Here is a 14,589-nt window from a genome sequence, read left to right as displayed (position 1 = left end):
CGATCGCCGGGCTCCTCTCACGTCCCACCGGGCGGAGTGCACCCCTGTCGTGCCCCTCCTCCCGGAAACGGACGCCCATGCGCCTGCGCCCACGCGCCGCCGTGCTCGCCACCGCCGCGCTGCTGCTCGCCGCCCAAGCCCCGGCCCGCGCCGCCGAGCCGTACGCCCCGCTCCCGCCCGCCAACCCGTACGCGGGCCCGCCCGGCACCGCGACCATGCACGGTGACACCGGCTCCTCGGACGCCACCCCGCTGCCCGGCCCGGGGGCGGGCAGCGTCAGCTCGCACCGGACGGCGCTGGCCTCGGCCTGCCCGACCGTGCTGGTGGGCGCCGACGGCCACCCGGTGGCGCTCTGCACCGAGATCTTCGGCCGGGCCCCCACCGTCCACCTGCTCGACCCGTCCAGCGGCGCCTCGCTCACCGAGCTCACCCTCGCCAAGGGCTCCCTGCTCGGCGGCGTCTACGCCTACCTGGACCACCGGGACCGGCTGGTCGTGGTGGACGGCAACCGTGACCTGCTGCGGGTCGGCCACCACCGCACCGCCGGCGGTGGCTGGCAGCTCACCGTGGACTCCCGCCTCCCGCTGGCCGGGGCCGTCCCGGACGGCGACGCGGTGACCGGCCTCTCGCCGGACTGGCAGGGCCGGGTCTGGTTCGCCACCGGCAACGGGGTGGTCGGTACCGCCGACGACGAGGGCACCGGCGCGGTCCGAACCCTGGCGCTGCCGGCCGGCGAGCGGATCGCCAACTCCATCTCCACCGCCCCCGAGGGCGCCGCCGTGGCCACCACCCACGCCACCTACCTGCTCACCGCCCGCCCGGACGGCACCCCCGAGGTGAGCTGGCGTCAGGCGTACGACCGGGGCCCGGGCCGCAAGCCCGGCCAGCTCAGCTGGGGCACCGGTTCCACCCCGACCTTCTTCGGACCGCGCACCGGCACCGACTACCTGACCGTGGTCGACAACGCCGCCCCCACCGTCAACCTGCTGGTGTACCGCACCTCCGACGGCGGGCGGGTCTGCTCGGTGCCGGTGCTGAAGGCCGGTGGCAGCGGCAGTGAGAACTCCCCGGTGGCGGTGGGCAACGCGGTCTTCGTCGCCAGTACCTACGGCTACCCGTACCCGGCCCTGCCGGACGGCGCCGGGCCCAGCGTGCCCTCCTCCGGCTCCTTCCGCGGCGGCCTCAGCCGGGTGGACGTCCGGGCCGACGGCAGCGGCTGCGAGCTGCGCTGGGACAACCGGACCCGTTCGGCGGCGGTGCCCCGGCTCTCCACCGCCGACGGGCTGCTGCGCACCGTGCTGCGCGAGCCGGTGATCCCGGGCACCGACGCCACCTCGGCACTCGACCCGTACCGCTACGCGGAGATCGACCCCGAGACCGGCCGCACCGTCCGGACGGCGTACCTGGGGGCGGGCTTCGTCTTCGACACGCTGCAGATGGTGGGCTCGATCGCCCCCGGCCGGGTGGTGCTCCAGGGCACCACCACCGGCGTGCTGCGGATCACGGCCGGGTAGCCGGACCCGCCCGGCGGCCCGAGTACCCGAGCCGCCGGGCGGCATGCGAAACTGCCGAAATGCCGTCACCCACGCAACGGGCGCTGTCCCGAGTCCCGGACCGGGCACGACCGTTCCTGGTCAAGCACCGCAAGCTGGTGAAGTTCCTGCTCGTGGGCGGGACCTGCTTCCTGCTCACCCTGGTGATCAACCTGAGCCTCAAGGCCACCGTCCTGAGTGCCAAGCCGGTGGCCGCGCTGACCGTCGCGACCCTGATCGCCACCGTGGTGTCGTACCTGCTGAACCGGCAGTGGTCGTTCCGCGCGTACGGGCGCCGGCGCGAGGCGGTGCTGTTCTTCGTGGTCAGCGGTCTGGCCATCGTGGTGAACAGCCTCCCGCTGGCGTTCTCCCAGTACGTGCTGGACCTGCGGGAGCCGTACATCTCGAAGTTCGGCGAGGACGTCGCCGACTTCCTCAGCGGCATGATCGTCGGCACCCTGCTGGCGATGGTCTTCCGCTACTGGGCGATGGCCAGGTTCGTCTTCACCGACCGCCTGGACACCCGGTCGGAGCAGCAGCCGGAGCCCGAGCGGGTCTGAGCCCGCCCGGGCCGCGGTTCAGATCCAGCCCTTCTCCTTGGCCATCAGCCCGGCCTGGAAGCGGTTGGCGGCGCCCAGGCGCTGCATCAGGTCGGCGATGTAGCGGCGGAAGGTGCGCAGCGAGACGCCCATCTCGCGGGCGGCCGTCTCGTCCTTGTCGGTGCGGGCCAGCACGTCCAGGACGCGCCGCTCCAGCGGGCTGAGCGGGGCCGGGGCGGGGACGTCGGCGGTGGCGGCGGGGAGCTCGTGGCCGCTCGACCAGACCTGTTCGAACCAGGCCACCGTGTTGGCCACCACACCGCCCTGACGGATCACCAGGGTGGCCTGGAGGTAGTCGTCCGGGTCCACCGGGACCATCGCGGTGGTGCGGTCCCAGACCACCATCCGGCGGATCGCCTGGTCGGTGACCCGGACCTCGGCGCCGAGCGCCACCAGCTCGCGCAGGTAGGCCAGGGTGTCCGGGTCCCCGGCCGCCTCGGGGCCGGCCACGGTGCGCCAGCGGATGCCCCGGCGCAGCATCCGCAGGTCGGACTCGCGGGCCTGCGCGATGCTCTCCGGCTGCCAGCGGTTGGGCAGCAGGGCCATCAGCTCGCGGAAGGTGAAGAAGCCGAGCTCGGTGAGGCGTTCGCGGATCGCGTCCACGCCGTCCACCCGCTCGATGTCGCCGACCGGTGTCTCGGCCAGGCCGTGCTTGTGCTCCTCGGCCAGGGCCGGGATGGCCTTGCGGGCGGCGGCCACCTGGTCCCCGGCGAGCTTGAGCGCGCCGAGCTCCTGCTCCACCAGCCACTCCACCGCCACGGCCGGGTCGGAGACCAGCACCGTGTGCCGGTCGGAGACCCGGAGCAGCCCCTTCTCCTGAAGGTCCGTCAGGGCGCTTTCCAGTGCCGCCGGTTCCAGTCCGAAGGCGGCCGCGGCCTCCTCGGTCTGGTGTCCCGGATGTCTCAGGAAGTATCTGTACAGACGTAGTTGGTCATCGGACACGCCAAGTGCGGTCAGACCCGACATTGCTCCCCGTTCCCCCGTCGAGCGTGGCATCAAGCTGTCACGCCTTGCCATTTCTGACACTAGATCATCTTCGCCGGGGCCAGCAGGCTGGGGGCATGCCCAAGATCCTCACCCCCTCGCCCACCGCCACGGCCGAAGCCGTCCGGCTCGCCTCCGTCACCAAGGTGTACGGCCGCGGCGCCGCCGCCGTGCACGCGCTGCGCGGTGTCACCGTCGACATCCCGCGCGGCAGCTTCACCGCGGTGATGGGGCCCTCCGGCTCCGGGAAGAGCACCTTCCTGCACTGCGCGGCGGGCCTGGACCGGCCCACCGGGGGCACGGTGACGCTGGGCGGCAGCGAGCTGGCCGGGCTGGACGAGACGGCGCTGACCCACCTGCGCCGGGACCGGATCGGCTTCGTCTTCCAGGCCTTCAACCTGCTGCCCTCGCTGACGGTGCTGCAGAACATCACGCTGCCGCTGCTGCTGGCGGGCCGCAAGCCCGACCGGGAGTGGCTGGAGCGGATCGTCGAGCGGGTCGGCCTCGCGGGCCGCACCGGGCACCGTCCGGCCGAGCTCTCCGGCGGCCAGCAACAGCGGGTGGCGATCGCCCGGGCGCTGGTGACCAGGCCGGAGGTGGTCTTCGGGGACGAGCCGACCGGTGCGCTGGACACCATGACGGCCAAGGAGGTGCTCGGCCTGCTCCGCCAGACCGTGGACGAGCTGGGCCAGACCGTGGTGATGGTGACCCACGACCCGGTGGCCGCCGGGTACGCCGACACGGTGCTGTTCCTGGCCGACGGCGACGTGGTGGACGCGATGGCCGCGCCCACCGCCGACCGGGTGGCCGAGCGGATGAGCCGGCTGGGGGCCTGGGCCTGATGTTCACCCTCGCGCTCTCCACCCTGCGCGCCCGCAAGGGCGCCTTCGTCGGGGCCTTCGTCGCCCTGTTCTGCGCCGCCGCGCTGGTCACCGCCTGTGCCGCGCTGCTGGAGACCGGCCTGCACGGCCGGATCCCGACCGAGCGCTACGCCGGCACCCCGGTGCTGGTGACGGCCGATCAGGAGGTGCACTGGACCTCCGAGAAGAAGGGGAAGACCAAGGAGAAGGCCAAGCCGCTGACCGAGCGGGCCTGGCTGGACGCCGCGCTCACCGAGCGGCTGGCCGCCGTCCCCGGGGTGCGCGCCGCCGTCCCCGAACTCACCTTCCCCGCCCACCTGGTGGCCCCCGACGGCAGGGTCCGGCCCGGCGCCTCCTGGGGGCACGCCTGGGAGTCCGCCGCGCTGACCCCGTACGAGCTGCGCGAGGGCCGGGCCCCGGCCGCCGCGAACGAGGTGGTGGTGGACGCCGCCGCCGGGCAGGCGGTGGGAGCCGCCGTGACCGTGCAGTCCACCGGCGCGCCCGCCGCGTACACGGTGGTCGGCGTCGCGGCCCCGCAGGGCCGGGTCGAGCGCCAGTCCTCGCTGTTCTTCGCCCCCGCCGAGGCCCGCCGCCTGGCCGGGCACCAGGGACAGGTGGCGGCGGTCGGCCTGCTGACCGCCCCGGGGGCCGATCCGGCCGCCGTCCGGCGGGGCGCGGAGGCGGCGCTGGCGGGCACCACCGCCAAGGTGCGCACCGGCGAGGAGCGCGGCCCGGTGGAGTTCCTGGACGCGGGCAAGGCCCGGGTCAGCCTGGTCAGCCTGGGCGCGGCGATGGGCGGCACCTCGCTGCTGGTCGCGCTGCTGGTGGTCACCGGGACGTTCGCGCTCTCCGTGCAGCAGCGGGCCCGGGAGCTGGCGCTGCTGCGGGCGGTCGGGGCGACGCCCCGTCAGCTCCGCCGGATGGTGGGCCGGGAGGCGCTGGTGGTCGGCCTGCTGGCCGGGGTGCCGGGGTCGCTGGCCGGGCTGCTGCTGGCCGGCTGGATGCACGGCCGCTTCGTCGCCGTCGGCGCGCTGCCGGACACCCTGGAACTGACGGTCAGTGCCCTCCCGCCGCTGCTGGCCGTCCCGGCCACACTGCTGGCGGCCTGGGGCGCGGCCCGGGTCTCGGCCCGCCGCCCGGCCCGGGTGCACCCGACCGAGGGGCTGGCCGAGGCGGCGCAGCCGAAGCCGGGCATCGGCGCGGGCCGGCTGGTGGCCGGTCTGCTGCTGGCGGCCGGGTACGGGGCGCTGGTGTACGTGCTGAGCGGTCTGCGGACCGAGGCCGCCGCCACCCCGGTCACCTTCCTGAGCGTGATCCTGGCCGCCGCCGCGATCGCCCTGCTGGGCCCGCTGGTGACCAGGCTGGCCACCTTCCTGCTGGGCCGGATCGCCCGGCTGGCCGCCCCGGCGGCGGGCTTCCTGGCCGAGCAGAACACCCGGGCCAACGCCAAGCGGCTGGCCGCCGTGGTCACCCCGCTGAGCCTGGCGGTGGCGATGGCCTCCACCATCCTGTTCACCCAGACCACGGCCGGGCACGCGGCCCGCGAGCAGGCGGTGGCCGGGACCACCGCGCCGTACGTGCTGGCCGCGTCCGGCCCGGGCGTGCCCGGGACGGCGGCCGAGACGGTCCGCCGGGTGCCGGGCGTGCAGGCCGTCACCGAGGTGCTGCGCACCGCGGTGCGGGCCGGGCAGGACAAGTTCCCGGCCCAGGGCGTCACCCCGCAGGGCCTGGCCCGCACCCTGGACCCGGAGGTGACGGCGGGTTCGCTGGACGGGATGGCCGAGGACACCGTCGCGGTCAGCGAACTGGCCGCGCAGATCAAGGGCGTGGGGGTGGGGGACCGGCTGGAGGTCACCCTCGGGGACGGCGCCGTCGTGCCGCTGCGGGTGGTCGCGGTCTACCACCGCGGCCTCGGCTTCGGGGACCTGCTGCTGCCGCGCGCTGCGGTCGCCGCGCACGTGGACGTCCCGCTGGCCTCCTCGGTCCTGGTGGCGGGCACCGCCGACCGGGCCGCGCTGGCCGCCGCCGTCAAGCCGTTCCCGGCGGTGCGGGTGCTGGACCGGGCCCAGGTGGACGCCGCCCGGGAGGCCCAGGCGGGCACCCAGGCCCAGGTGAACTACGTGGCGATGGGCCTGATCATCGCCTTCACCGGCATCGCGGTGGTGAACACCCTGGTGATGGCCACCGCGGCCCGGCGCCGCGAGTTCGCGATGCTGCGGCTGATCGGGACGACGGCCCGTCAGGTCCGGGCGATGCTCCGCTGGGAGACCCTGACGGTGGTGCTGCTCGCGGTGGCGCTCGGTACGGCGGTGGCGGCCCTGACCCTGGGCGCGTACAGCGCGGGCATGACCGGCTCGGGCACCCCGTACGCCCCGCCGCTGACCTGGCTCGGCGTGGTCGGCGCGGCCGCGGCGCTGGCCTTCGCGGCCACCGCGCTGCCCGCCCGGGCCGCGCTGCGGGCCCACCCGGCGGACGCGATCGGCGCCCGGGAGTAGGAACGGCGGCGGGGCCGCACCGGGAGGGCTTCCTCCGGTGCGGCCCCGCCGCCGTGCCGACGGACGGTCAGGCCGTGACCGGCTCCGGGATCCGCTCCCGGCCGACGCGCGGGCGGCGGACCACCGCGACCATGGTGACGGCCACCCCGACCAGGGCCCAGGCCACCAGGACCAGCAGCGGCACGAGCACGTTGGTGCCGCCGAGGTAGGCGATCGAGCGGGCCACGTCGGTGCCGGCGCCGTTGGGGATCCAGGCGCCGATGGCCCGCCAGAACGGCGGCATCATCGGCGGCGGGAAGACGCCGCCGGCGCTCGGGTTGCCGAGCACCACGAAGATCAGCACCGCCACGCCGATGCCGACCACGTCGAACAGGCACTGGAGCGCCATGGTGATCGCCCCGACCGCGAAGACCACCAGGCTGCCCAGGCCGATCAGTGCCCAGCTGGAGCCGGGCAGCGCGTTCAGCACCGGGCCGATGATGACGGCGCCGCCGATGCCGGCCGCCACCGAGTAGAGCGCCAGGGTGCCCAGCCGGATCACCGCGCGCCTGGCGTTGGCGGGGCGGGAGCCGGCCGAGATGCCGAGGATCGAGGCGACCAGGTAGCCGCCGACGCACCAGCCGATCACCAGGTAGAAGGAGGAGAGCCCCTCCGCGTCGCCCTTGGCCAGCGGGATGACGTCCTCCACCTTCACCGTGCGGCCCTGGGTCTGGTCGACGGCGGTGACGATCTTCTCGGCGGCCGTGGCGGCGGCCGGGCCGCGGGCGTCGGCGACCAGCAGGGTGTCCTGGGTCGAGGCGGGGTCGAAGATCCAGGCGGCGTAGACCTTCTGATCCCGGATCAGGTCCTCGGCCGCGGCCCGGTCCGCGGCGGTGGTGGCCCGCACGGCGTCGTCGGGCACCTGCTCCAGCGCGCCGACCAGCTTGGGGGCGACCTGCGGCGGGGCGACCACGGCGATCGAGAGCTCGTGCGGGGTGGGGTGGTGCAGGGCGCCGACGTAGGAGGTGATGAACCCGAGCTGGAGCAGTAGCACCCCGAGGACGAGCAGGAAGGCGCGCGGCGTGACCGCGTCCTTCAGCTCGGTCGTGAAGCCGCGGCGGGCCTGGTCGGCCATCGAACCTCTCCTATCGCAAAGACGGGCAAAACGGATACTTCATATCATGAAACAGTTGTCCGCCAGGGGGAGGCGCGACTGCGGGATACTGCTGCCATGGGAGCGAGTACGGCTGACGGTGTGGCGGCGGAGGCGGCATTGGTCGCCGTGGAGCGCGAGATCGCCGTGCTGTTCCGGCGCGGCCGGGCCCGGGCGGCGGAGATGTCCCGCCAGGTGCACCCGGCCCTGGAGGGCGTGGCCTACAGCATGCTCGGCTTCGTGCTGGAGTCCGGGCAGGTCCGGCTGACCGACATCGGGCTGCACTTCGGGGTCGGCAAGCCCACCATCAGCCGCCAGGTGAAGGTGCTGGAGGAGCTCGGTCTGGTCACCCGGGAGACCGATCCGCTGGACCGGCGCTCCTCGCTGGTCTCGCTCACCGAGGACGGCGCCGCCCGCTACCTGGCCGCCCGCAGCGGCCGGCTGGACCGCTTCCGGCTGATGCTGGACGGCTGGGAGCCGGAGGACCTGGCGCAGCTGGGGTCCCTGCTCGGGCGGCTGAACGACGCCCTGGGCGAGCCCAAGCTCGGCTGACTCGACGGAGTCCCCCGGCGGTGGCCGGGAATCACCCCTGTTGGTTGCCTGGCACAACCATCGCGTCCTATGGTTGCCCGAGGCAACGATTCTCAGGCCGAAGGACCCCCATGAGCACAGCTTCCGACCCTGCCCCCATGAGCCACCGTCAGGTACTGGAAGCCCTCTCCGGGCTCCTGCTCGGCCTGTTCGTGGCGGTGCTCTCCTCCACCGTGGTGGCCAACGCACTGCCGCACATCCTGCGCGACCTGCACGGCGGCCAGACCGCCTACACCTGGGTGGTCACCGGCGCGCTGCTCTCGCTGACCGCCGCCACCCCGATCTGGGGCAAGCTCTCCGACCTGGTCAGCCCCAAGAAGCTGGTGCAGGCCGCCCTGGTGATCTACATCGTCTCCTCGGCCCTGGCCGGCCTCTCCCAGAACACCGGCCAGCTGATCGCCTGCCGGGTGCTCCAGGGCATCGGCGCCGGCGGCGTCACCGCGCTGGCCCAGATCTGCCTGGCCGCCATGGTGCCGCCGCGCGAACGCGGCCGCTACAGCGGCTACTTCGGCGCCGTCTTCGCCCTGGCCACCATCGGCGGCCCGCTGATCGGCGGCGTCATCGTGGACACCGACTGGCTCGGCTGGCGCTGGTGCTTCTACCTGGGCATCCCGTTCTCGCTGGTCGCCATCGTGGTGCTGCAGCGCACCCTGCGGCTGCCGGTCGTGAAGCGGAAGGCGAGGATCGACTACCTCGGCGCGGTGCTGATCACCGGCGCGGTCAGCCTGCTGATGATCTGGATCACGCTGGCCGGCGACAGCTACCCCTGGCTCTCCTGGCAGACCGCCGTGATGGTCGGCGGCGGGCTGGTGCTGGCCGGGCTGTTCGTGTGGGCGGAGGGCCGGGCCGCCGAGCCGATCGTGCCGCTCGGCCTCTTCGGGTACCGCACCGTCACCCTGGCCTCGATCGCCAGCGTGCTGGTCGGCGTCGGGATGTACGGCGCCACCACCTTCCTCGGCCAGTACTTCCAGCTGGCCCGGAAGGAGTCCCCGACCATGGCCGGGCTGCTCACCCTGCCGATGATCCTCGGCCTGGCGCTCTCCTCCACCGTGGCCGGCAAGCTGATCACCCGTTACGGGCGCTGGAAGGCCTACCTGGTGGCCGGGGCGGGCCTGCTCACGGTCGGTTTCGCGCTGCTCGGCACCGTCCGGGACGACAGCCCGTACGGGCTGCTCGCCGTCGCGATGGCGGTCACCGGCGTGGGCCTCGGCCTGACCATGCAGAACCTGGTGCTCGCGGTGCAGAACACGGTGCCCCGGCACGAGCTCGGCACCGCCAGCTCCACCGTCACCTTCTTCCGCACCATGGGCGGCGCGATGGGCGTCTCAGCGCTCGGCGCCCTGCTCTCGCACCGGGTGAGCGGGCACCTGAACGAGAACCTGGCCGCCGCCCACCTGCCGGCCGGGGCCACCGGCGGCGGCATCCCGGACCTCCGGGCGCTGCCCGCCCAGGTGGTGCCGATGGTCACCGACGCCTTCGGCCGCGGCGTGGCCACGGTCTTCCTGGTCTCCGCGCCGTTCGCCCTGCTGGCCTTCCTGGTGGTGCTGATGATCCGTGAGGTCCCGCTGCGCACCGCCCGGCAGGACGCCCCGGCCGAGCCCGCCGCACGGGAGCCGGCCAGGAGCTGACAGCGCGTACGACGAAGCCCCCGGGTCCGTTGGCGGACGGACCCGGGGGCTTCGTGCGTGCTCTTCGGAGCTAGTGCGGCACTAGCCGGCGATCAGGTAGAGGCCGTAGCCGACCACCGCGGCGCAGGCCGCGAAGCAGAGGCCGGCGGCGCCGAGCGCCACGGTGCCCTTGGCGGAGCCGGTGGCACCGGACTCCAGGGCGGCCTCGCGGCGGGAGAGCGCCATGATGCCGAGGGAGAACACCACGACGGTGGCCACGGTGACGGCGAAGCTGATGCCGGCGGTCTCGGCCAGGGCGGCCCACTTGATGCTCATGCTCATGGTTCGGTCCCTTCCGGACTCAGGCGGCGACGGTGGTCGCGGCGGGGTTGGGGGTCGGGGCGCCGGGGACCTCGACCGGGGTGACCTCGCTGACGTCGTTGACGTTGCCCGCGTGCACCGGCTGGCGGCGGGAGATCACGTACATCGCGCCGGAGCCGACCACCAGCGCCGTGCCGACCAGCAGGACGCCCCAGGTGCCCTGGTCCGCGAGGAAGGCGGCCACGCCGCCGACCGCGGCGGCGGCCGGCAGGGTCAGGCCCCAGGTGTAGACCATGCGGCGGGCCATGCCCCAGTTGACCTCGGCCTTGGGGCCGCCGAGGCCGGCGCCCATGATGCCGCCGGAGCAGACCTGGGTGGTGGAGAGGCCGTAGCCCATGTGGGAGGAGGTCAGGATGACCGTGGTGGCGGCGGTCTCGGCGGCGAAGCCCTGCGGCGCCTGGATGTCGGTCAGGCCCTTGCCCATCGAGCGGATGATCCGCCAGCCGCCCATGTAGGTGCCGATCGCGATGGCGGCACCGGCCGAGACGATGACCCAGGTGGGGGGCAGCGCGCCCTTGGGCAGCGCGCCGGCGGAGACCAGGGTCAGGGTGATGATGCCCATGGTCTTCTGCGCGTCGTTGGTGCCGTGGGCCAGCGAGACCAGGGAGGCGGAGGCGATCTGACCGGCCTTGAAGCCCTTCTCGGTGCTCTTGGCCTTGCCGCCGCGGGTGATCCGGTAGGCCAGCTTGGTGGCGCCCCAGGCGGCCAGGCCGGCCACGATCGGGGAGGCCACGGCCGGGATCAGGATCTTGGAGACCACGGTGCCGAAGTTGACCCCGTTCAGGCCGACGCCGACCACGGTGGCGCCGATCAGGCCGCCGTAGAGGGCGTGCGAGGAACTGGACGGCAGGCCCTTGAGCCAGGTCAGCAGGTTCCACAGGATCGCGCCGACCAGGGCGGCGAAGATAATCGACGGTTGGATGCCCGCCTTCTCGTTCACGATGCCACCGGAGATGGTGGTGGCGACCTTCACCGAGAGGAACGCCCCGGCGAAGTTGAGGACGGCCGCGATGGTGACGGCGACCTTCGGACGGAGGGCTCCCGTGGCGATGGAGGTGGCCATCGCGTTGGCGGTGTCGTGGAAGCCGTTGGTGAAGTCGAAGGCGAGCGCCGTGATGATCACAACGGCCACCAGGAACGTGATGTGTTCCATAACCCAAACAATCGTCGTAGTTGTCGTACTGACGCTGGTGTCACGGGCGACCGTAGGGACGGATGGTGAACGGAAGGTGAACTGGGCGCGGAGTCGTGGTTCCGAAGGTGGCCGGGGGGTTGCGGTCAGGCCGTGGAAGGGTGGAGATCGAGCCACTGATCAGCGGCTTTGCCCGGAGTAGTCCGGTTTGGTCAGGGTTTGTTGAGAGGTGTCTCACATCCTGGGTGAGATCGTCCTGAGAATTCACCGAACCGTCCGGTAACCCCCTGTCTGGCCGAGTGGGGGGCATGGCAGGATCAGGGTCGAATCGCCAGGCTGAGGGGCTCGGCCGACGGCTGGGACTACGGGGAGGGCGGGCCGATGCACGCTGGGGTGCGGACCACGGAGAACGGCGTGCGGCCCTGGGTGCGCGCCGCCCTGCGCTGCGGCGCGGTGCTGGCGGTCGCCGCCCTCGCGCTGACCTCGGCCGGAACGGCCTTCGCCGCGCCCACCCCGCCCGCGCCGCCCGCCCCCTCCATCACCGTCTCCCCGGGCCAGGACCCGCTGGCCGCCGCCAAGGCCACCCTGGGCCCGATGCTGGACCGGCTGCACGAGCTCTACCGGGAGGCCGAGGCGGCCACCGAGACGTACAACGGCGCGGTCGCCAAGCTGACCGAGCAGCAGGCCGTGGTGGCCGACCTGAAGACCCGTCAGACCTCCCAGCAGGCGGCCGTGGAGGCCGGCGGCGACCTGGCCTCGCTGCTGGCCGCCGCCCAGTACCGCAACGGCAACGCCTCCGAGATGGCCGAGCTGATGCTCGCCAAGGACCCGTACGAGGCCGTGGTGCTGGCCGAGCTGCTGGCCGCGGCCGGGCGCTCGCAGAGCGAGTTCCTGGACAAGCTGAAGGCCGACCGGGCCTCGCTGACGGTGCTCCAGCAGCTGGCCGAGGCCTCGCTGGCCCAGGCCCAGGCGCTGCTCACCCAGCAGGAGTCGGCCAAGGCCGACGTGGCCCGGCGCCTGACCGAGGTCGAGCAGATGGTCAGCTCGCTGACCGGCGCCCAGCGCTCCGAGCTGGAGCAGCTGGAGAAGACCCGGGCCGACGAGGCCCAGCTGGCCTTCCTGGCCTCCGGCGCGCTCGGCAAGGGCGAGCGGACCCCCTCCCAGGCCGGGCGCAAGGCGGTCGCCTTCGCGCTGGCCCAGCTCGGCAAGGACTACCTCTGGGGCGGCACCGGCCCGGACAAGTTCGACTGCTCGGGCCTGACCTCGCAGGCCTGGCTGGCCGCCGGGGTGCGGATCCCCCGGGTCAGCCAGGACCAGTGGGCCGAGCTGGCCAAGGTGCCGCTCAACCAGATGCGGCCGGGCGACCTGGTGGTCTACTACGCCGGGGCCACCCACATCGGGATGTACATCGGCGGCGGCCTGGTCGTGCAGGCACCGCGCACCGGAGCGGTGATCAAGGTCTCGCCGGTCGGCGCGATGCCGATCCTGGGTGCCGTCCGCCCCGACCCGGAGTCGGCCCCGGACGAGCAGGGCGGCGCCTGGAAGGTGCCCGACCTGCCCAAGGGCGCGGACGCCGTGACGCCGATCCAGCCGACCAAGCAGGAGAACCTGCCGCAGGTCCCGGCCACCCCGCAGCAGCCCGGCACCGGCCCGGCCACCACCCCGCCGCCGGCCACCGGCACGCCCTCGGGCTCCGGTTCGCCGTCCGGCTCGGGCACCCCGTCCGGCTCCGGCTCGCCCTCGGGTTCGGGCACGCCGTCGGGCTCCGGCTCGCCCTCGCCTACGGACACCCCGTCGGGTTCGGGTTCGCCGTCGGGTTCGGGCACCCCGTCCGGCTCGGGTTCCGCCAGCCCCTCGGCGGACGCCTCGGCCCCGGGCACCCCGTCGGCCGACGCCTCGGAGTCGGGCCGGTCCGCCTCGGCCTCCGCCTCCGGCTCGGGCAGCACGGCGGGCAGCACCGCTACGCCGTGACCGGCTGCTCCTCCGGGAGCTGCATCTCGGGGCGGCCGGTGACGATCAGCCAGGCCGGCAGGGCGGCGACGCAGAGCAGCGGCAGCAGGGCGGTGTCCGGCACCAGTACCGCCGCCGTGAACAGGCTCATCCAGCCCTGCCGGGTGATCGCCATCAGGACGCCGAGCACCGCGCAGGTCACCGAGAGCGCGGGCGGCACCGAGGTGAACAGCGCGCTGACCGAGAAGCCGAGCGCCACCGCCGCGAACACCGCCGGGAAGATCCGGCCGCCCCGGAAGCCGGAGCAGGTGGCGATCACCAGCGCGACCAGCTTCACCACGGCCATGCCGAGCAGGGCCCCGAAGCTGTAGTCGTCGTAGTCCAGGGCGAGGTCCTTCACCTCCTCCAGGCCCTTGAACAGGGTGAGGTGGCCGCCCAGCGCGCCCAGTGCGCCGAGCACCAGGCCGCCGACCGTCAGCATCGCCACCGGGTGCGGGATCTGACGGAAGGTCCGGTGGACCAGCGGGAAGGCGTAGACGGCGGCCAGGCCGAAGGCCGCGCCGAGGGCGCCGACCAGCAGGGCCCAGCCGACGTCGGCCAGCCGGGCGCCGGGGTAGCCGGGCACCTTGATGGAGAACTCCTCGCCGGCGATCAGCAGCGTGGTCATCGAGCCGGTGACGGCGGCGATCAACGGGGCGAACAGCCGGTCCCAGAGCGCACCCGGGCCGGGCATCTCGGAGAGGATCAGCGCCGCCGCCAGCGGGGTGCCGAACAGCGCCCCGATGGTCCCGGCGGCGGCCAGCGCGACCCAGAGCGCCGGGCCGGTGGCGGGCAGGAAGCGGCGGCCGATCCAGTAGGCCAGCGCGATGTTGATCATCGTGATCGGGTTCTCGGGGCCCAGGCTCACCCCGCCGGCCAGCGCCAGGATGGTGGCCACCGTCAGCCCGGGCAGGACCAGCGGCGAGACCGGCGGGTCCACCAGTCCGGTGGTGGCCGGGTCCGGCCCGGCGTGGCCGGGGGCCTTCCAGACCACCAGGCCGACGGCGAGGCCGGTCACGGTGAGCACCACGATGATCCACCAGGGCGTGAAGTCGCCGATGCCGAGCCCGCCCGGGATGACGTCCCAGAGCAGGTGGTCCAGGCGGTTCGCGACCTCGCTGATCGCCAGCAGGGTGAGCGAGGAGCCGATGCCGGTCAGGATCGCCGGGCCGATCAGCGGGATCAGCTTGGCGGCCGGGGTGGGCGGGCCCTCGGTCAGCTCCCGGCCGGCGACGCTCTCGGGCTGGTCGGGTTCGGGCACGGCGGGACCTCCGGATCAGGTGAGCT

The 14,589-nt window shown here is 73.9% G+C and carries 12 protein-coding genes; 7 read left to right on the top strand and 5 right to left on the bottom strand.

The window, feature by feature from the left end:
• Positions 1–77 precede the first annotated feature (77 nt).
• Positions 78–1,514 carry a hypothetical protein gene (locus ACIA8O_RS29725; protein ID WP_396297056.1) on the top strand — a complete coding sequence of 479 codons (1,437 nt, stop codon included), beginning with the start codon at positions 78–80 and terminating at the stop codon, positions 1,512–1,514.
• Positions 1,515–1,573: 59 nt separating this feature from the next.
• Positions 1,574–2,092 (top strand): GtrA family protein, encoded by a 519-nt coding sequence (locus ACIA8O_RS29720; RefSeq protein ID WP_396297055.1) that lies wholly within the window; start codon positions 1,574–1,576, stop codon positions 2,090–2,092.
• Between the two features lie 18 nt (positions 2,093–2,110).
• Here the strand turns inward: ACIA8O_RS29720 and ACIA8O_RS29715 are convergent, their stop codons facing one another.
• Positions 2,111–3,073 (bottom strand): LuxR C-terminal-related transcriptional regulator, encoded by a 963-nt coding sequence (locus ACIA8O_RS29715; protein ID WP_396297054.1) that lies wholly within the window; start codon positions 3,071–3,073, stop codon positions 2,111–2,113.
• A gap of 119 nt (positions 3,074–3,192) precedes the next feature.
• On the opposite strand from ACIA8O_RS29715, the gene ACIA8O_RS29710 reads away from it, so the two are divergent.
• A complete protein-coding gene (locus ACIA8O_RS29710) occupies positions 3,193–3,957 on the top strand; it encodes an ABC transporter ATP-binding protein (protein WP_396297053.1) in 765 nt (254 codons plus the stop codon).
• Entirely contained in the window at positions 3,957–6,470 is a 2,514-nt protein-coding gene (locus ACIA8O_RS29705) for an FtsX-like permease family protein (protein ID WP_396297052.1), read from the top strand. The genes ACIA8O_RS29710 and ACIA8O_RS29705 overlap by 1 nt, the downstream gene beginning before the upstream one ends.
• Positions 6,471–6,537: 67 nt before the next feature.
• Here ACIA8O_RS29705 and ACIA8O_RS29700 read toward each other — a convergent pair whose 3' ends face one another.
• The gene (locus tag ACIA8O_RS29700; protein WP_396297051.1) at positions 6,538–7,584 is read right to left on the bottom strand and encodes an ABC transporter permease; all 1,047 of its coding nucleotides are present in this window, start codon (positions 7,582–7,584) and stop codon (positions 6,538–6,540) included.
• A gap of 96 nt (positions 7,585–7,680) precedes the next feature.
• Here ACIA8O_RS29700 and ACIA8O_RS29695 point away from each other — a divergent pair, with 96 nt between their 5' ends.
• Together ACIA8O_RS29695 and ACIA8O_RS29690 are read left to right on the top strand one after the other, a co-directional pair.
• Positions 7,681–8,154 carry a MarR family winged helix-turn-helix transcriptional regulator gene (locus tag ACIA8O_RS29695; RefSeq protein ID WP_396297050.1) on the top strand — a complete coding sequence of 158 codons (474 nt, stop codon included), beginning with the start codon at positions 7,681–7,683 and terminating at the stop codon, positions 8,152–8,154.
• A 137-nt stretch (positions 8,155–8,291) separates the two neighbouring features.
• Positions 8,292–9,821 (top strand): MDR family MFS transporter, encoded by a 1,530-nt coding sequence (locus tag ACIA8O_RS29690; protein WP_396297049.1) that lies wholly within the window; start codon positions 8,292–8,294, stop codon positions 9,819–9,821.
• A gap of 81 nt (positions 9,822–9,902) precedes the next feature.
• On the opposite strand, the gene ACIA8O_RS29685 is transcribed toward ACIA8O_RS29690, so the two are convergent.
• Both ACIA8O_RS29685 and ACIA8O_RS29680 read right to left on the bottom strand, forming a co-directional pair.
• On the bottom strand, positions 9,903–10,142 hold the full coding sequence (locus ACIA8O_RS29685; RefSeq protein WP_396297048.1) for a hypothetical protein: 240 nt from the start codon (positions 10,140–10,142) through the stop codon (positions 9,903–9,905).
• A gap of 19 nt (positions 10,143–10,161) precedes the next feature.
• The gene (locus tag ACIA8O_RS29680; protein WP_396297047.1) at positions 10,162–11,334 is read right to left on the bottom strand and encodes an anion permease; all 1,173 of its coding nucleotides are present in this window, start codon (positions 11,332–11,334) and stop codon (positions 10,162–10,164) included.
• 360 nt (positions 11,335–11,694) lie between these two features.
• Between ACIA8O_RS29680 and ACIA8O_RS29675 the strand changes: the two genes are divergently transcribed.
• A complete protein-coding gene (locus ACIA8O_RS29675) occupies positions 11,695–13,284 on the top strand; it encodes an NlpC/P60 family protein (RefSeq protein WP_396297046.1) in 1,590 nt (529 codons plus the stop codon).
• Here the strand turns inward: ACIA8O_RS29675 and ACIA8O_RS29670 are convergent.
• The gene (locus ACIA8O_RS29670) at positions 13,274–14,563 is read right to left on the bottom strand and encodes an ion channel protein (RefSeq protein ID WP_396297045.1); all 1,290 of its coding nucleotides are present in this window, start codon (positions 14,561–14,563) and stop codon (positions 13,274–13,276) included. The genes ACIA8O_RS29675 and ACIA8O_RS29670 overlap by 11 nt on opposite strands.
• Positions 14,564–14,589 lie beyond the last annotated feature (26 nt).

It is taken from the genome of Kitasatospora sp. NPDC051853 (assembly GCF_044452665.1).
GTDB lineage: Bacteria > Actinomycetota > Actinomycetes > Streptomycetales > Streptomycetaceae > Kitasatospora.
Note: the sequence above shows the minus strand (reverse complement) of the source record. Positions and strands in the feature narration are given on the sequence as shown.